Here is a 17809-nt window from a genome sequence, read left to right as displayed (position 1 = left end):
ATCTGTAAGTTTGGAAAAATTTATCATGAGCCATGAAAAAATAACGATCTCCCATAATACTGAAGATTTATTTTCGCAACGTCTGGCGAAATTAAACGATTTACGACAAATTTCTGATGCTTATCCGAATACTTTTCGTCGCGATAGCTTGGCAGCTGATTTATATATCCAATTTGAACAAGCGAATGCTGAACTATTACAGCAAAAGAATTTCTCTGTCCGACTTGCGGGTCGCGTTATGTTAAAACGTGATATGGGTAAAAGTTTATTTCTCGATATTCAAGATATGTCAGGGAAAATGCAAGTATATGTCAAACAAGACAATATTGGACTAGAAGATTTTGAAATGATTAAACGTTTAGATTTGGGTGATATTGTTGGCATTGTTGGTGTCCTATTCCGTACTAAAACCAATCAACTTTCTATAAAAGCAGAAAAGGTTTATTTATTAAGTAAATCCTTACGTCCATTACCAGATAAATTTCATGGTCTTTCTGAGTCGGATAAAGAACAACGTTATCGACAACGGTATTTAGATTTGATTAGCAACGAAAAAACTCGAAAAACATTTCAAATTCGTTCCCAACTGATCAATGGACTTCGTCAGTTTTTAAATCAGCGTGGTTTTGTTGAAGTTGAAACACCGATGATGCATGTTTTGCCTGGCGGTGCTTTAGCACGACCTTTTATCACCCATCATAATGCCTTAGATATGGAATTGTTTTTACGTGTGGCGCCAGAGTTACATTTAAAACGTTTAGTCGTGGGTGGTATGGAAAAAGTTTTTGAAATTAATCGTAATTTTCGTAACGAGGGGCTTTCGACTCGACATAATCCCGAGTTCACGATGTTGGAATTTTATCAAGCTTATGCCGATTATCATGATTTAATGGATTTAACTGAACAATTAATTCGTGAATTAGCACAAACTATTTTGGACACTGAACAGTTGACTTATCAAGGAGAAACCTATGATTTATCCAAGCCATTTAAACGTTTAAGTGTGATTAATGCCATACTTGAATATAATCCGCAGTGGCAGTTGAAAGATGTGACTGAATTGAGAGCATTACAAAAAATTGCCGCTGATTTAAAGATTCCAGCGAGTGAGTCTGTCGGGCAATTACAGTTTGCTGTATTTGAAGAAACCGTTGAGCAAAAATTAAAACAACCCACGTTTATTACTGAATATCCGATTGATGTATCGCCTTTAGCTAGACGTAATAATGACGACCCACAATTAGCGGAGCGTTTTGAGCTTTACATCGGAGGACGAGAATTAGCAAATGGGTTTTCTGAGTTAAATGATCCAGAAGATCAAGCAGCACGCTTTAAACAACAAAGTCGATCGAAATTGGCGGGTGATTTAGAAGCAATGCCCTATGATGAAGATTATATTTTAGCACTGGAATATGGTTTGCCACCCACTGCTGGTGAGGGTATTGGTATTGATCGATTAGCGATGTTATTTACTGATTCAGCGTCAATTCGAGACGTTATTTTGTTTCCGTTAATGCGTCCAGAAACTAAAAGTGAATAGCGTCTAGCAAGAACACAAAAAAGCCTGCTCGCAAATGGAATCATTTGGGCAGGCTATTAATAGTTTTAACTATTTAATTTTATCTTCTTCAAACACTTCATGTTTGCGAGTGATAGGATCATATTTTTTAAATTTTAATTTATTCGGTGTAGCTTTCTTATTTTTACTAGTCGTGTAGTAGTAGGCACTCGCTGTAGATTTTAATTTAATTTTATCACGCATGATATAATGCTTCCCGGTTTAGACTTTTTCGCCACGCTGACGTAGCGTAGCGAGTACTTTATCAATGCCTTGCTTTTCAATAACCCGTAAACCATGAGCAGTTATTCTTAATTTCACAAAGCGTTTTTCGGCAGCTACCCAAAGGCGCCGAACGTGGAGATTAATCTGAAAACGACGTTTAGTTTTTCGGTTTGAGTGAGATACATTGTGCCCCACCATGGGCTTTTTACCCGTTACCTGACAGACCCTAGCCATAATAGTCCCCAATGCGATTGATTATATAGAATAATGTCCGCTTTTATACCAAAAATGCAGCAGATTGTCAAAAAATTTACAATAAACCTTGACTAGCAAAAGAGGTCATACGGCCTTCTCCGATAATGATATGGTCTAATAGGCGCACATCAATGGCCGTTAAAATGGTTTTAATTTCTTGTGTAATCCTTTTATCTGCTTCACTGGGTTTAGCAATACCAGAAGGGTGATTGTGTGCCAAAATGACCGCCGCGGCATTATGTTGGTATACTTGCCGGATGAGCTCACGAGGGTAGACAGCTGCTTCGTTAATGCTTCCATGAAAGAGCTCTTTAAAATGAATAAAGCGATGGGCATTATCTAAAAATAAACAGCTAAAGACTTCGTAAGGATAGGATTGCAACTTGTGCGTTAAATACTCATAAACATCCTGTGGGTTTTCGAAGGTGTTACGTTGTTCGAGATTTTCTTGTAAACAGCGTGTTGCTAGCTCTTTTGCGGCTTGGATCTGGACATATTTAGCGAGACCTAATCCCAGCGATTTTGTGAACTGTTCCAAACTGGCCGCAACGATGTAACGTAAGCCACCAAATTGCATGAGAAGTTCACGACTAATATCCAGGGCAGTTTTTCCACGGACACCGGTACGAACGAATAGTGCTAACAATTCTGCATCAGATAAGACGGAGGCGCCATGAGAGAGTAATTTTTCACGGGGACGTTCTTTTGCAGGCCAATCAGTAATAGACATATTTACTTTTCCTTAAGTAGATTATTATTTTTATATATATTCTGCGCACTGGAATTTAAGCATTCCTTCCTTCACTATAGTACGTTGTTAAAATCCAATATTTGTGAGGTAGTTATAGACTCTTCAAGTAAGTATGCTAAGCATATCTTATGCTTGATATGAGTAGAGATTATTATAGTAAATACCTATAATTTTAAATAGAGGTAGAATGCTTAAATGATGTTATTGACGGCATTCTTTTGCCATAATATGTTGCCACTCAAGTGTTGTGATCGGCATAACGGATAAGCGGTTACCTTTTTGTAATAAACGCATTTCTTTTAATTCAGGTTGAATTTTTAAATCTTCTAAAGAAAGGATCGATTTGAAAATTCTTATTAATTGTACATCAACACTATACCATCGCGGCTTACTGAGTGTGCTTTTAGGATCATAATGATGATCACTTACCTGCAAGGCTGTTTTATCTGGATAAGCAGTGTTAACTATTTTGATCATCCCAACGATTCCAGGCTTAGGACAGCTCGAATGATAAAAAAAAGCCAGATCACCTTTTTTCATTGCTTGTAGAAAATTTCGTGCTTGATAATTTCGTACACCATCCCAAGGTTCAGTTTGATGAGGTCGTTTGTCTAGATCTTGAATGCTAAAACAAGTGGGTTCAGATTTCATTAGCCAATAATTCACTTATTTTCCTCTTGTTTTGGATAACTATTAAATAATTTTTATGGAATTAATTTTTTTTGTAAAAAATTAATGATGTCATGATCGGGTAACAAATGCTCATTTTTTTCGGTTCGTGCTTTGTAGGCGATGACTTTCTCTTGTAAGGTTTTTTCACTAATGACTAAACGATGGGGAATACCAATGAGATCATTATCCGCAAACAGTAAACCGGGACGCTCTGCTCGATCATCGAGTAAGACGTCTATGCCTGCATCGCTCAATTGCTGATAGAGTGTATCGGCCGCATGGTTAACTTGTTTCGATCGATGATAGGCAATGGGCACTATCACCACTTGAAACGGGGCCATCGCTTGTGGCCAAATAATACCTTGTTCATCATGATTTTGTTCGATGGCTGCGCCAACAATACGGGATACACCAATTCCATAACACCCCATTTCCATGGGCAATAAACTTCCATCTTCGGTCGTGATGCTGGCATCCATAGCGAGAGAATATTTATTACCTAATTGGAAAATATGACCCACTTCGATACCACGTTCCATTTTTAAATGTCCTTTCCCATCCGGACTGGGATCACCGATTTGCACTTGGCGTAAATCGGCGACCTGCGGAAGTGGGCAATCGCGCTTCCAATTAACATGTGTATAGTGAAAACTTTCTTCATTAGCACCACAGACAAAGTCTGCAAGCACGGCAGCAGAACGATCAACAATTAAAGGGATAGATAAACCAATGGGACCTAAATAACCGATACCAACGCCGGTTATGGCTAAGATATCGGTTTCTTCAGCAAATGTTAAAGGATGAGCGATTTCGTCTAATTTTTTAACCTTAGTAGGATTTAATTCATGATCACCACGTAATATAAGACCCACTAAAGGTTGTTGTTTTCCTTTAACGACTAATAATTTTATACATTGTTGTGGCGATATTTTTAAATAGTTACTCACCGCTGTAATAGTTTTTGTACCGGGTGTTTTTTCTTTTTTGAGTGGTGCCATGGGAGCAGGGCGTTGATTAATGACTAGGCTTTCTGCCAGCTCAGCATTTGCGGCATAATCACTGCTATCACTATAAAAAATTCGATCTTCGCCGGTTTGTGCTAATACTTGAAATTCTTGGGATTGACTCCCACCGATATTTCCTGTATCAGCTAAGACTGCACGAAATTTTAATCCTAAGCGCGTGAAAATTCGGCAATAGCTTTCATACATGTTCTGATAGGTGGCTGCCAACGATGCTTTATCTCGATGAAAAGAATAAGCATCTTTCATGATAAATTCGCGTGCGCGCATCACCCCAAAACGTGGACGAATTTCATCACGAAATTTAGTTTGTATTTGGTAAAAAATAAGGGGTAATTGTTTGTAACTACGTACTTCGTTACGCACTAAAGAGGTAATGACTTCTTCATGTGTCGGACCAAGGCAAAACCAACGTTGATGTCTATCAGTAATACGGAGTAATTCGGGTCCATAGGCATCCCAGCGTTCGGATTTTTGCCAAAGCTCGGCCGGTTGTAGATTGGGCATCAGTACCTCTTGACCGTGGATGCGATTCATCTCTTCGCGCACGATAGCTTCGACTTTGCGTAATACACGCAAACCTAATGGCAGCCACGTGTAAACTCCAGAAGCAAGTTTACGAATCATGCCAGCCCGCAACATCAGTTGATGGCTTTTTATCTCGGCATCGGTGGGTGCTTCTTTGAGTGTGGGTAAATAGAGATGGCTGCTACGCATAATGGATCATGTCAATGGTTATTTAATAGCTAGAGCTTACTATAGAATAGACCTTATGCAAAACCAGCGGGATAATTTCTTTTAAATTTTTATCGGCTGTTTTTTATGAAGGCTAAACCTATTATTTTAGTGAGAACATAACTGATTAACGATATTTCTCTTTTATTTTTTACTTAAACCTCGCTTTGCTGAGAACACTCACGAAAAAGATAGTAAGCGCACGCTGGCCAAAGTGTAAACACTGGATTAAAATGCCGGTTAATATTGTGAGTCGCGCAGGCTATCTTTAGCCCCATCCGTCGGCGCACAATTTAAACGCCAATATCTGAATGAATGCAAAAAAACTGAGGAGTACTATGCCTATCTATGAATATGCATGTAAGGTCTGTGGCCATAAGTTTGATACTATACAAAGCTTTAGTGAAGAGCCTTTGATCGATTGTCCAGTATGTAAAGAACCGGCCTTGAAGAAACTTGTTTCGGCTTCGGCTTTTCATTTAAAGGGCAGTGGTTGGTATGTGACCGATTTTAAAAATCCATCAGTTAAAGCGGATAGCACAGAAAAAAATAAAGCTGAAAACGCAAGCAAGCCGGTAGAACCGAATAAAGAAGTCAATAAAGCTACAGAAGCAAATGCCAAAGACACCGTCGCCGCAAAACCCGTGGATAAAGCCAGTAAAACCGATAAATCGGGCGAAAAGTCCTCTTAAATTCAAACTATTATTATGCAAAGAACACATTATTGTCATCAATTAAATCAAAACTTAGTTAATGAAACTGTACAAGTTTGTGGTTGGATTCATCATCGCCGTGATCATGGCGGCATAATTTTTATCGATGTACGTGACCGCAGCGGTCTTTTGCAAGTGGTATTTAATCCAGAACAGACCGATCTGTTTAAGCAAGCGGAAACATTACGTAATGAATATGTAGTGCAAATTAGCGGAAAAATACGTTTACGTCCTAAAGGGACTGAAAATGCACATTTAAAATCTGGAACGATAGAATTACAGGCTACGCAATTAAATATTTTAAATACTTCAGCACCGTTACCGATTTCTATCGATGCCTATACCCCGGTAAGTGAAGAGGTCGCATTGCGTTATCGTTATTTGGATTTGCGGCGGCCTGAAGTTCAGGAGCGTTTTCGCTTACGCACAGAAGTAGTGAAATTGATTCGACGTTTTTATGAAGATAAAGGATTTTTAGATATCGAAACACCGGTGCTGACGAAAGCGACGCCAGAAGGTGCTCGTGATTATTTAGTACCGAGTCGTGTCCATCCTGGTGAATTTTATGCCTTACCGCAATCACCTCAATTATTTAAGCAATTATTAATGATGTCAGGATTTGATCGTTATTATCAAATCGTGCGTTGCTTTCGTGATGAAGATTTACGTGCTGATCGTCAACCTGAATTTACGCAGCTGGATATGGAGATGTCTTTTTGTAATGAAGAAGAGATACAAACACTCAATGAATCCTTGATTCGTTATTTATTTAAAGAATTATTAGAGGTTAGTTTACCTGATCCTTTTCCGCGCATGACTTATGCAACAGCCATGCAACGTTACGGTAGTGATAAACCGGATTTGCGTATTCCACTTGAATTAGTTGACATTGCGGATTTGGTTAAGGACATTGAATTTAAAGTTTTTTCTGGACCGGCGAATGATACACAGGGACGAGTGACTGCCTTACGCGTTCCTAAAGGCGCTGATTTGAGTCGTAAAGCAATTGAAGATTACACGCAATATGTGACTATCTTTGGTGCTAAAGGCTTGGCTTATATTAAAGTCTCGGATTCTGCATTGGGACTGGAAGGTTTACAGTCGCCAATCTTAAAATTTATTCCGGAAGCAACGGTTCATGCAATATTACAACGCGTGGAGGCAAAAAAGGGCGATATTATTTTTTTTGGTGCCGGTACAGCAAAAATGGTCAGTGAATCCTTGGGTGCTTTACGTGTTAAATTGGGTCATGATTTTAACTGTGTTAAGAATGAATGGTCACCTTTGTGGGTAGTGGACTTTCCGTTATTTGAATTCGACGCACAAGAAAAACGTTGGCAAGCCTTACATCACCCTTTTACTGCACCTAAAGTTAATGATATTTCTGAGTTACAGGCTAATCCAGAATCGTGTCTATCCAGAGCTTTTGATATGGTATTAAACGGTTGCGAAGTTGGTGGCGGATCAATCCGTATTCATGATACGACGATGCAATCGGTGGTGTTTGATTTATTAAATATTAACGAAGCAGAACAGAAAGAAAAATTTGGTTTTTTACTCGAAGCACTTAAATTTGGTTGCCCACCACATGGTGGGTTGGCCTTTGGATTGGATCGTTTGGTGATGTTGATGACGGGAGTAAAATCGATACGTGATGTCATTGCTTTTCCAAAAACACAGACTGCTCGCTGTCCGTTGACGAGTGCTCCGAGCCCCGTTTCCGAGCAACAATTAAAAGAGTTATCATTAGCGATTCGTAAAAAATAACCGATATTTGCTCTATTTAAGGTGAATGACTATCAAATTACTTTTGTAAGGAGTAGGTTTAATTTGCTTGTTGTCAGAGATAGCGTTATTGATAGCCATTCATCAGTATCAGCATATTTTTTTGGATAATTATTTAGCTTATGTCTAACTCTATACCACCGAATTTTTTCAAAGCTGCCAGTGGTGACTATCGTATTCCGATTAAAGCGATCTTTTTGGAGGCTTGGTATCGAGTAAAAGGTATGAAAGTCTCTTATTGGGGGGGCTTTCTTTACTTTATATTGGTGATGGCGTTGGCCTGCCTGGTATTAGGATTAGTATTGGCGTTATATGATGTGTTTGTATTGCCATTGGCTACCGCCCATAACGCCATCGCTTTATATGACTTAAAACTAGGTCTTAAATTTATTGTCGTTGGGATCGTCGAAATTTTACGTTTTTTATTAACTGCCTCGTTAGCGTTTATGGCCTTACAGCACCTACGCAATGAACCTATCCATGCGAGTATGGTTTTTTCTTTTCGTCATGCTTGGCGCCCTTTATTGATTATTGCATTGTTACTCTATCTATTTAATAGCTTTATTATCTCTAGCACCAATATACTATTGCATAGCGTATTATTTAAACAACAAATGGTTTATTTAGGATCGATTGTTGGTAGTATTTTTTTATTTGTTGTTTTTATAATTGGTTTCTTTTTATATTTCTATTTTTCAATCTTAGTGTTTATGACCGTGCTGCTTATTTTAGATCAAAAAATGACCAGTAAACAAAGTTTACGTTTGGCGTTTCAATCAATAAACCAACATTTTTTAAAAAATATCACTTTGATTATCGTCACTAGTATCGTATTTGGTCTTTTAACCTTGATGAGTTTAGGTATAGGTTTAATTTGGTTATTACCAATGACATCATTAGTCACGGCTATCCAATATAATCAAATTTTTTGTGAAGGTAGTTTATAGTTTAAGTAGTTTAGTATACTCACAGCAACGGGATTTTTGGCAAGTGCCGTGAAGAAAGATTGCGCATTGAGCGACAACACAGGCAAAAATTCAAGTGCGAAGCGCATAAAAAGAGAGTGTTATGGCCGGACATAGTAAATGGGCAAATATACAGCATCGAAAAAATAAACAAGATGCGAAGCGGGGTAAATTATTCACTAAATTGATTCGTGAGATTACCGTGGCTGCTAGGATGGGTGGCGGTGATTTAAATAGTAATCCACGTTTGCGCTTGGCGGTTGATAAAGCATTATCTGCTAACATGACTCGAGATACTATCGATCGTGCTACTAAGCGCGGTGCCGGTGGTTTAGATGGTGCACAAATGGAAGAAATCCGCTATGAAGGATATGGACCTAAAGGAGTCGCTGTTTTAGTGGATACCTTAACTGATAATCGCAATCGTACCGTTGCTGAAATAAGGCATGCGTTTAGTAAATTCGGTGGAAATTTAGGCACGACGGGATCGGTCGGTTATTTATTTAGTAAAAAAGGAGTCATTACTTTTCCACCCGGATCTGAAGAAGAGCGTATTTTTGAGATTGCTTTAGAGGCAGGTGCGGAAGATGCTATTACTTATCCGGATAATAGTATTGATATCTGGATTGAAGAAAGCCAATTAGCGAGCTTAACTCAACGCTATCAAGAAAAAAATTTAAATCTAGCGAATAGTGAAGTGACTTGGTTGGCTAGTACTAAAGTTGAACTCAATGATGAGGATCAAGAAAAATTGGAGCATTTAATTGAACTGCTAGAAGATTTAGATGATGTGCAAAATGTCTATACTAACCAAGCCTAATGCTGAATCAGGAAACCACTAACTTAAGTAAAAATGCAATTATTTTAGGTATTGATCCAGGTTCTTGCATCACGGGTTATGGCATTATTCAAATTGAAGGTTCACAATTAAGCTATCTGGATAGTGGTTGTATTAAAGTCTCAAGTGCAGTTTTTTCTGAACGCTTAGAAAAAATATTTACTGGTTTACAAACGGTAGTGCAACAGTTTGCACCGAACGAAGCGGCAGTCGAACAAGTATTTATGCATATTAATCCGAATGCGGCGCTGAAATTAGGTCAAGCTCGGGGCGCTGCATTAGTGGCTGCCGCTTTAGCTAAATTAATTATTAGTGAATATTCCGCTAGGCAAGTCAAACAATCGGTAGTCGGTTATGGAGCCGCTAATAAGCAACAAGTACAACATATGGTACGATTGTTATTAAATTTAGATCGAACACCACAAGCCGATGCGGCCGATGCATTAGCCATTGCGATTTGCCATGCACAAGCTCGACAATTGGAAGGACGAGGACTTAAACAAGGGTTTCGCCGAGGTAGAAGACGATGATCAATCGACTGCGAGGCATATTAATTGAAAAACAGCCGCCCTATTTATTGGTGGAAGTGGCCGATGCATTTACTTACGAAGTACAAGCCTCTATGCATACTTTTTATCAATTGCCAGAGTGTGGAAAAAAGGTTTTTTTATACACACAGTTTATTGTACGAGAAGATGGACATTTTTTGTATGGTTTTAGCACGTCCGATGAGCGAGCATTATTTACGCAATTATTAAAAGTAAATGGTGTGGGTCCTAAAGTGGCTTTAGGTATCTTATCAAAAATAGAAGTAGCCGAATTTATTGGCTGTGTTGAACAACAAAATGTCAGTGCATTACAAACGGTTCCAGGTATTGGTAAAAAAACCGCGGAACGTTTAATCATCGAAATGCGTGATCGTTTAAAAAGTTTATCCCATAACCAGTATAAGACATCTGATAAAAATAACGTCCGATCTTTACCGCATTTCCAACAAGATGCTATTGCGGCATTAGTAGCCTTGGGTTATAAAAATCAAGAGGCGAGTCGCGCTGTTCTTCAGATTAAAGACAGTACACTGTCTTTAGAATCGTTAATCCGACAAGCCTTAAATAAAGTTAGCTAATTTTATTTAATATCTTATGATTATATTTAGGAAAATCCAATGATACTTTTTGTTTTCTTAAACAAGAATTAACGTTATTATTTTAGTGCTATGCATAGCTAAAAAATTATTTAGTTGCAGTGAAACTAGATGTAGAGTTTATACTATTTGTATCATTTTGATTTCCTGCAGGACAGTAGAAATTAGCAGAATAAACGGTTCGGCTTGTACCTGGTATTGATGGCATGGAGGATACTTGTGTTTGAGTAGCGCTTTGAAAAGGATGCACTTTACTCTTAAAAATAGTATCGGCTTCTTCAATCGTTCTTAATTCCGCTTGAACAGTGAATAATATTTCTGTCAGTTTTTTAGCAGCTTTTCTATTATTAAAAAATAAATCCATCAACACCCAAGCAAAAATAACTAGGGGGATAACAGCTAAAACGGGAGAGGCGGTTGCCATAAGTGCGCTTATAAGTAGGATAAAACCTAGCATACTGCTGGTGTTATCTGGAATGATATTTAAAAAATCCTTGATTCGCGGATAGCGTTCACAACTTGTTGTATATTTTTTAAGATGTTCTATAAGCGATTTAATAGTTTCGTCGACGTAGTTTTTTTCTTTATTATTATTAAAAAAGTTCCTTTCAACTAATTCATCTAATTTTTGAATGAATTTTAGACAATCTTGCACTAATTTAGTGCGACAGCCTTTTATCTGCTTAATACTGGCTAAATCTAATTTATTTTCATTTTCATCTGACCAGCTGAGCTGTTCAATATAGCCTAATTGTGCTTTTAGTAATGTGGCCGTTCCGTTAGAAAATTCTATTAACATTTTTAAATCTCCTTTTTGATTTATTATTAGAATAATAAGACTATTCTATTTTTTTTATAAGCTCAATGATTATTAATATTAGATAATGAAAAATAAATTGCTTAAATCGAGTAAGCATTTCCAATGCTTTCGATGCTTGCTAAAAATTGAGTAATTAGCTAATAATAGAACTACTCGCCATTGGGAGTGCATTTAACTTATTTTTATCGGTTTATCTCCGATCCTTATTTATGCAAATCTCTGATCGCTTAACGTCAGCTAAAAAAAATGCTGAAGATGAAAAAATCTATCCACGCATTCGCCCACTCGCTTTAGCGGATTACTTAGGACAAGCATCGGTTTGTGAACAAATGGGTTTGTTTATTCATGCGGCACGTGCTCGAACTGAAGCTTTAGATCATGTGTTAATTGTAGGGCCTCCGGGTTTAGGTAAAACGACATTGGCCCATATTATTGCTCATGAAATGAGTGTCGGTCTCAAACAAACTTCAGGACCGATTTTAGAAAGAGCCGGCGATTTAGCCGCATTATTAACCCATCTTGAAGCAAAAGAAGTGTTGTTTATTGATGAAATCCATCGTTTAAGTCCAGTGATTGAAGAAATACTTTACCCGGCCTTAGAAGATTATCAACTGGATATCATGATAGGCGAGGGGCCGGCTGCACGTTCGATTAAATTAGATTTACCGCCATTTACACTAATTGGTGCTACCACGCGCGCGGGGTTGTTAACGTCACCCTTGCGGGATCGGTTTGGTATTGTACAACGCTTAGAGTTCTATAGTGTCGCTGATCTTTGTCGTATAGTGACCCGCTCAGCTGGAATTTTAGGTGTGGTAATCGATCGAATGGGTGCAAACGAAATTGCTAAACGTGCGCGCGGCACACCACGGATAGCTAATCGTTTGCTACGCCGAGTCAGAGATTTTGCTGAAGTAAAAGCCGATGGGAAAATTGACCAATGTTTAGCGGCACAAGCTCTCGATCTATTAGAAGTAGATAAAGAAGGTTTCGATCAACAAGATCGAAAATTATTATTAACACTCATTGAAAAATTTGATGGGGGACCCGTCGGTTTAGATAGTTTGGCGGCAGCTATCGGTGAAGAACGCGATACGATCGAAGAAGTGATAGAACCGTATTTAATTCAGCAAACATTTATAATGCGTACACCACGGGGTCGGGTTGCTACGAAAAAAACTTATTTACATTTTGGATTGACGATGCCAATTCATCTCAATGGACAAAAACAACTCAGTTGTGATTTTTCTGATAAAATAAACTAAAGTTAAATGTATAATTACAGCACTGGGATTTTTGCAAGTCACGAAGCAAGTTGAACGGTAACACAGACAAAAATTCAATCCGAAGCAAGATGAGGTAGGTAATGCCAACGGTCGATCCATCACTGTGGAGTTATTTTTCCGCTGCCAGCGGAATAGTCAAATTTGTCATGTTAATCTTGCTTGCCGCATCTATCGTATCCTGGTCGATGATTTTGCAGCGCGGATTTATGTTAAGACGCTCAAGAAAATTACTGGCTCAATTTGAAGACAAATTTTGGTCAGGTATTGATCTCAGTAAACTGTATGCGGATTTAAATCGTGAACAGGATCAACACAGTGGTCTAGCCAGCATTTTTCATGCTGGCTTTCGTGAGTTTATGCGTTTACATCAACAAGTGGGGGATATGCCGGTTATTATTATGGAAGGTGTGCAACGTTCGATGCGTATTGCTTATTCCGAACAACACCAACAATTGGAAAAACATCTCGATTTTTTAGCCACGTTAGGTTCTACGAGTCCGTATATTGGATTGTTTGGTACCGTCTGGGGTATCATGACCTCTTTTCAAGCATTGTCGGCTTCGCAACAGACTGCCACTATAGCGATGGTCGCACCAGGTATTTCTGAAGCTTTAGTTGCCACGGCGATGGGTTTGTTTGTCGCTATTCCTGCAGTAATTTTTTACAATCGATATTCGCATCAAATTCAACATTTACTACATAATTATCACCGCTTTCAAGAAGAGTTTTCGAATATTTTGTATCGTCAGGTTCACGGTAATACAGGTAGTCATGTTGTATAATCCTTATCAATTTCCCCCGCAACGACGTAAAGGACCTTTATCTGAGATCAATGTTGTTCCCTACATTGATGTCATGTTAGTGTTATTAGTGATTTTTATGGTTACAACGCCTTTATTATCACAAGGCATTAAAGTGAATTTGCCGCGAGCACAAGCGCAAACCATAGTGCCGGCACAGGAACCGATTATTGTATCCATTGATGACAAAGGACTTTTTTATTTAAATACCACTACTCATCCTGAAACCGCTTTAGATGCTCATCAATTAAGCCTAGAGGTCAGTGAACAAATACGCAATGCCGAACAAAAAAAAGCACCACGCCAAGTGTTTGTTAAAGGTGATAAAAAAGTTGATTACGGCAAAGTGGTATCAGCGATGGTTTTATTACAACAAGCGGGTGCCATCAATATTGGTTTGTTAACTGAGTCACCGCCTACACAAGCGGTTTAAATCGTGATATCTATTCACAGCAATGGAGTTTTTGAAGCCTACTGCGAGTTGAGCGGCAATGCAGACAAAAATTTTAATGCGAAGCGACTATGTTGAGTCGAGTTAATACAGAAGATTATCGCTACTCGCTAGTCGTTGCGATTTTCTTGCATATTGTCTTATTTTTAGCTTTATTCTTAACACTACGGCATAGTACAAAATTGTTATTTTTAGCGCCGCCGCCTTTACAAGTGATCCATGCAACAGCGATCTCGATGGATGCATTGGCTCAGAAATCGACGCCTGCTATAGAAAGAATAAAACCGTTACCCACCGCCGTTGCAAAAACGCTGTCGAAACCGTTATTACTGAAAAAAAGTCCCGTGCTATTATCGATTAAGGAAAAAAAAGTGGCTAAAACCAAGCCGGATAAAATGACTCCGGTGAAGGCACCAAATAAACAGCCATCATTAGTAAAAAAAAATATGCCGGCTAAAGCTAAACCAACCAAAATTGTGGTGAATAAATCAAAAAAAGTTACGCATACCCATCTAAAACCGTCCAAGGAATCATTAAAATTAGTTGAAAAAAATATCCAACAATTACTTGATCAAGAAATGAAATCGCTGGCAAAACAACAGATTATTGCCGCGCGTAATGCGGCAACAACAGATAAATATCGACATCTCATTTTACAAGCGATTGCACAACAATGGATTATTCCACCGGAAATGAATAAGCATTTAGAAACTAAATTAGCTGTGCATTTGGCGCCGGGAGGTATGGTATTAGAAGTAAGTATTGTCAAAAGCAGTGGTAATTTGGTCTTGGATCGTTCGGCACAAACGGCAGTCTATAAAGCATCACCTTTGCCAGTGCCAAAAAATAGAGGTTTGTTTCATACCTTTCGTCGAATCAATCTGACCGTACGGCCAGAAGGAGTTATCACACAATAATCTTTAGTGGTTAAGTAAATAACATCGTAAGGGTTTGAGTGAAACGTAGATTAGTTTCAATAGTTTATCCCATAACCAATTTTTGAAATAACACTTTTAAATTATCATTTATTTGCATGATTAAAAAAGCATACTATTAAGCATGCTTTTTTATGTATTATGTACAAGGTAATTAAATCGTTTTTAAAAAATAGTAAAAAACGATTTATATCGTGCCAGATTTAGTTAACGAATTCAATTCGTTTAAGTCAAGAAGTTGCTCCTGACTACCTCTGCCTTTAGGAAGAGTAGAAAGATTAGAAGGAAAATTTTTTCTCCGGGTATCGGGTTGAGAATTTAATTGATTCATGTAGTGCTCAATTTCAGTTTTTGGATTTTCTTGTTTTGCTAATTGAATGATCTGATCGAATATTGATTGGTTGGTTTCATCGATCAATAATCTATTTAAATAATCCTTGAATTGGCTCCATAATATATGATTAGCATCATCGCTAAATAAAAATCTGTTATCTGGGTCATCAAGCTGGCTAAGATTGGCAGATGTTAACAGATTGGTTTTATTTAAAGCGACTAAAACAATAGCTATATTGGCAGCGTAGTTAGGTTTTTTAATAATATAATCGAAATTTTCTTGATTTAAGCAATCACCGTCGCTGAGAGCATTCACTGCACTCACAATGTAATTAAACACTATTAAAATATTTTCTTGAGTTGTTTCGAAAAAATTACCGATAGCATCAAAATTAGCAGGGTTTAGAAGTTGATTTTTGTTGAATTGTGTTAGTAGATTATTAAGTAGTTGAAAATGATTTATTTTTAGTTTATTTAATTTTTCTAGGTTTTTTGGTGTAATAAGTTTAGCTATATAGAGTTGATCCATAGCTTGATGAACAGCATTCAAATCTAGATTATCTAAAAAAATCAATACGGCTTGATAAACCTGATAGGAAGCTTGTGTGGGTTTTGGTAAATTTTCAATAAAGCACTGATAAATTTTTAAAAAATTAGCTTGTTCAGCATCCCTTAGTGTGCGTAATGTTCGTATTGCGGCTTGATCACGACGGAAGAGGCGTCGCCAGAAACCTTTGTTATTATCATAGACTTGCAAGGCACTTTGTATTTCTGTAGGTATTGGCATAATAACTCCTTGTTATTGCTTGTTTGGTAGGAAAAAAATTTTCAAACTAAAAGTAGATTATCTATTATAGTGTATCTACACTTAAATAGTCATGTTTTTTTGACAAAAAAATGGTTTTTAATTTCTAAATTTTATTTTTTAAATGCTCTATTGATCCTGCTCCGGAACTTGTTTTTTTTCTATGAAGGGATGAGTTAAAGTATGGGGAAATAGCAAAACGAATTAGCAATCGCATAGACAAAATTTTTTTCACTGTTTACTATATATTGTTCGACCCTGTTGTCAGGGAAGTGCGAAGAAAATCCTAAAGTAAGGGAATACTGGGCTTAATAATAGCCTACACAGGGATAGGTGTGGGAAAAGAGACTTACTTATCCTGTTTTAGTTTTAACTTAGTTTGAGATTGCTAAAAATGTCGAATAATCGTTTTATCAATAGATGTTTACAACACACTTATTATCCTTGGCTAGTTTGGGGTTTGGCGGCGAGTGCGTTTTTTATCGAATACTTTGTCAGAGTAGCGCCGGGTGTGATGGTTGATTCGTTAATGCACGATTTTAAGGTGCAGGCCTTAGCTTTGGGAAGTTTATCGGCTTTTTTCTATTATACCTATGTCGGTATGCAAATCCCGGTCGGTATTTTAGTTGACCGGTTTAGTTTGCGTTGGTTATTGACCAGCATGATTTTTCTTTGTGGTTTATCCAGTCTTATTTTTGCAATGACAACGCATCTTGAAATTGCTGCGTTTGCCCGCTTAATGATGGGCTTTGGTGCCGCCTTTGCTTTTGTCAGCGCATTAAAAGTAGCAGCAGTGTGGTTTCCAGCAAAAAAATTTGGTTTGTTAGCGGGCTTAACGCAAGCCTTGGGTATGTTGGGTGCTGCCGTAGGTCAAATGCCGCTGGCTTATTTAGTAGAAAATTTCGGTTGGCGAAACGCTTTAATTTTTATTGCAGGCTTAATGATTTTCTTGTCACTATTGGTGGCGTTATGGGTCCGTGATCCGATCTTACCCGTTGCACAAGCTAAAAATAAAAAAATTTTAACCCATTCGCCTTGGTCAGGTTTAATGCGGGTATTGCGAAATCCGCAAAGTTGGTGGAATGCTTTATTGGCGGGCTTACTTTTTGCACCCACGGCAGCTTTGGCAGAATTATGGGGTGTTAAATTTTTTCGCCAAACCTACGATTTAAGTAATGAAGTTGCCGCGATGGGTATTGGTTTAATCTTTATCGGTTGGACGATCGGCGGCCCTTTAATGGGTTGGATTTCAGATAAAATTCAACGGCGCAAGCTGATACTCATTTTATCGGCAAGTTTTAGTTTATTATTTGCTAGTCTAGTTATTTTAGTGCCTGGCTTACCTTTAGGTATTTTATTTAGTTTGTTATTTTTATATGGATTTTCAAATACGGGTGTTGCTACCGCTTATGCCGTGGCATCAGAAATTAATCCACAATCGGTGGCTGGAACTTCAGTTGCATTCGCGAATATGGCATCGGTTATTATCGGTGCAGGCTTTCAGCCGCTAATAGGTTGGTTATTGCAAAAAAATTGGGATGGTGTGATGGTGCAAGGTGTACCGTATTATTCTAATAGTAACTTTCGTTCGGCTTTATTGATCTTGCTCGCCAGTTTATTGTTGGCCATATTCGTAGCTTGTGGTATTAAAGAAACCTATTGTCGACGTGTCAATTAAAAACCATAATTTAAATAAACCCATTAGCATAACATTCA

Annotated in this window: 19 protein-coding genes; 12 read left to right on the top strand and 7 right to left on the bottom strand. The window is 37.9% G+C overall.

The window, feature by feature from the left end:
• Window positions 1-25: 25 nt before the first annotated feature.
• Window positions 26-1540 (top strand): lysine--tRNA ligase, encoded by a 1515-nt coding sequence (gene lysS / locus ACICP9_RS03455; RefSeq protein WP_395498888.1) that lies wholly within the window; start codon window positions 26-28, stop codon window positions 1538-1540.
• Between the two features lie 69 nt (window positions 1541-1609).
• Here lysS and rpmG read toward each other — a convergent pair whose 3' ends face one another.
• The 5 genes from rpmG to ACICP9_RS03430 form a co-directional block, all read right to left on the bottom strand.
• A complete protein-coding gene (gene rpmG / locus ACICP9_RS03450; protein ID WP_071662210.1) occupies window positions 1610-1762 on the bottom strand; it encodes a 50S ribosomal protein L33 in 153 nt (50 codons plus the stop codon).
• Between the two features lie 18 nt (window positions 1763-1780).
• Complete coding sequence (gene rpmB, locus ACICP9_RS03445) at window positions 1781-2017, bottom strand: 50S ribosomal protein L28 (protein WP_395498886.1); 237 nt, start codon at window positions 2015-2017, stop codon at window positions 1781-1783.
• Window positions 2018-2093: 76 nt separating this feature from the next.
• Window positions 2094-2768 (bottom strand): DNA repair protein RadC, encoded by a 675-nt coding sequence (gene radC, locus ACICP9_RS03440; protein WP_395498884.1) that lies wholly within the window; start codon window positions 2766-2768, stop codon window positions 2094-2096.
• Between the two features lie 222 nt (window positions 2769-2990).
• Complete coding sequence (locus ACICP9_RS03435) at window positions 2991-3455, bottom strand: EVE domain-containing protein (protein ID WP_071662213.1); 465 nt, start codon at window positions 3453-3455, stop codon at window positions 2991-2993.
• A 38-nt stretch (window positions 3456-3493) separates the two neighbouring features.
• A complete protein-coding gene (locus ACICP9_RS03430) occupies window positions 3494-5200 on the bottom strand; it encodes a proline--tRNA ligase (RefSeq protein ID WP_395498882.1) in 1707 nt (568 codons plus the stop codon).
• Window positions 5201-5556: 356 nt separating this feature from the next.
• On the opposite strand from ACICP9_RS03430, the gene ACICP9_RS03425 reads away from it, so the two are divergent.
• From ACICP9_RS03425 to ruvA, 6 genes are all read left to right on the top strand, one after another.
• Window positions 5557-5910 carry an FmdB family zinc ribbon protein gene (locus ACICP9_RS03425; protein ID WP_395498880.1) on the top strand — a complete coding sequence of 118 codons (354 nt, stop codon included), beginning with the start codon at window positions 5557-5559 and terminating at the stop codon, window positions 5908-5910.
• Between the two features lie 15 nt (window positions 5911-5925).
• Window positions 5926-7698, top strand: coding sequence for an aspartate--tRNA ligase (gene aspS, locus ACICP9_RS03420; RefSeq protein ID WP_395498878.1), 1773 nt, complete (start codon window positions 5926-5928; stop codon window positions 7696-7698).
• A gap of 140 nt (window positions 7699-7838) precedes the next feature.
• Entirely contained in the window at window positions 7839-8663 is an 825-nt protein-coding gene (locus tag ACICP9_RS03415; protein WP_395498876.1) for a hypothetical protein, read from the top strand.
• 121 nt (window positions 8664-8784) lie between these two features.
• Complete coding sequence (locus ACICP9_RS03410; protein WP_395498874.1) at window positions 8785-9501, top strand: YebC/PmpR family DNA-binding transcriptional regulator; 717 nt, start codon at window positions 8785-8787, stop codon at window positions 9499-9501.
• Window positions 9501-10049 (top strand): crossover junction endodeoxyribonuclease RuvC, encoded by a 549-nt coding sequence (gene ruvC / locus ACICP9_RS03405; RefSeq protein WP_071662219.1) that lies wholly within the window; start codon window positions 9501-9503, stop codon window positions 10047-10049. Before ACICP9_RS03410 ends, ruvC begins: the two co-directional genes overlap by 1 nt.
• The gene (gene ruvA, locus ACICP9_RS03400; protein WP_071662220.1) at window positions 10046-10645 is read left to right on the top strand and encodes a Holliday junction branch migration protein RuvA; all 600 of its coding nucleotides are present in this window, start codon (window positions 10046-10048) and stop codon (window positions 10643-10645) included. Before ruvC ends, ruvA begins: the two co-directional genes overlap by 4 nt.
• A 106-nt stretch (window positions 10646-10751) precedes the next feature.
• Here ruvA and ACICP9_RS03395 read toward each other — a convergent pair whose 3' ends face one another.
• On the bottom strand, window positions 10752-11462 hold the full coding sequence (locus tag ACICP9_RS03395; RefSeq protein WP_395498872.1) for a hypothetical protein: 711 nt from the start codon (window positions 11460-11462) through the stop codon (window positions 10752-10754).
• 230 nt (window positions 11463-11692) lie between these two features.
• Here ACICP9_RS03395 and ruvB point away from each other — a divergent pair, with 230 nt between their 5' ends.
• The 4 genes from ruvB (at window position 11693) to tolA (ending at window position 14937) form a co-directional block, all read left to right on the top strand.
• Window positions 11693-12748: a Holliday junction branch migration DNA helicase RuvB gene (ruvB, locus tag ACICP9_RS03390; RefSeq protein WP_395498870.1), complete on the top strand. Its 1056-nt coding sequence runs from the start codon at window positions 11693-11695 to the stop codon at window positions 12746-12748.
• Window positions 12749-12849: 101 nt separating this feature from the next.
• Window positions 12850-13551, top strand: coding sequence for a protein TolQ (tolQ, locus tag ACICP9_RS03385; RefSeq protein ID WP_395498868.1), 702 nt, complete (start codon window positions 12850-12852; stop codon window positions 13549-13551).
• Entirely contained in the window at window positions 13541-14002 is a 462-nt protein-coding gene (tolR, locus tag ACICP9_RS03380; protein WP_395498866.1) for a protein TolR, read from the top strand. Before tolQ ends, tolR begins: the two co-directional genes overlap by 11 nt.
• An 89-nt stretch (window positions 14003-14091) precedes the next feature.
• Window positions 14092-14937 (top strand): cell envelope integrity protein TolA, encoded by an 846-nt coding sequence (tolA, locus tag ACICP9_RS03375; protein ID WP_395498864.1) that lies wholly within the window; start codon window positions 14092-14094, stop codon window positions 14935-14937.
• A gap of 205 nt (window positions 14938-15142) precedes the next feature.
• Here tolA and ACICP9_RS03370 read toward each other — a convergent pair whose 3' ends face one another.
• Window positions 15143-16075: a hypothetical protein gene (locus ACICP9_RS03370; protein WP_395498862.1), complete on the bottom strand. Its 933-nt coding sequence runs from the start codon at window positions 16073-16075 to the stop codon at window positions 15143-15145.
• A 412-nt stretch (window positions 16076-16487) separates the two neighbouring features.
• Here ACICP9_RS03370 and ACICP9_RS03365 point away from each other — a divergent pair, with 412 nt between their 5' ends.
• Window positions 16488-17771 carry an MFS transporter gene (locus ACICP9_RS03365; protein WP_395498860.1) on the top strand — a complete coding sequence of 428 codons (1284 nt, stop codon included), beginning with the start codon at window positions 16488-16490 and terminating at the stop codon, window positions 17769-17771.
• Window positions 17772-17809 lie beyond the last annotated feature (38 nt).

It is taken from the genome of Rickettsiella endosymbiont of Litargus connexus (assembly GCF_964277335.1).
Taxonomy (GTDB): Bacteria; Pseudomonadota; Gammaproteobacteria; order Diplorickettsiales; family Diplorickettsiaceae; genus Aquirickettsiella; species Aquirickettsiella isopodorum.
The sequence above is the reverse complement of the archived record's forward strand: the minus strand, read 5'-3'. Positions and strand labels throughout refer to the sequence as shown.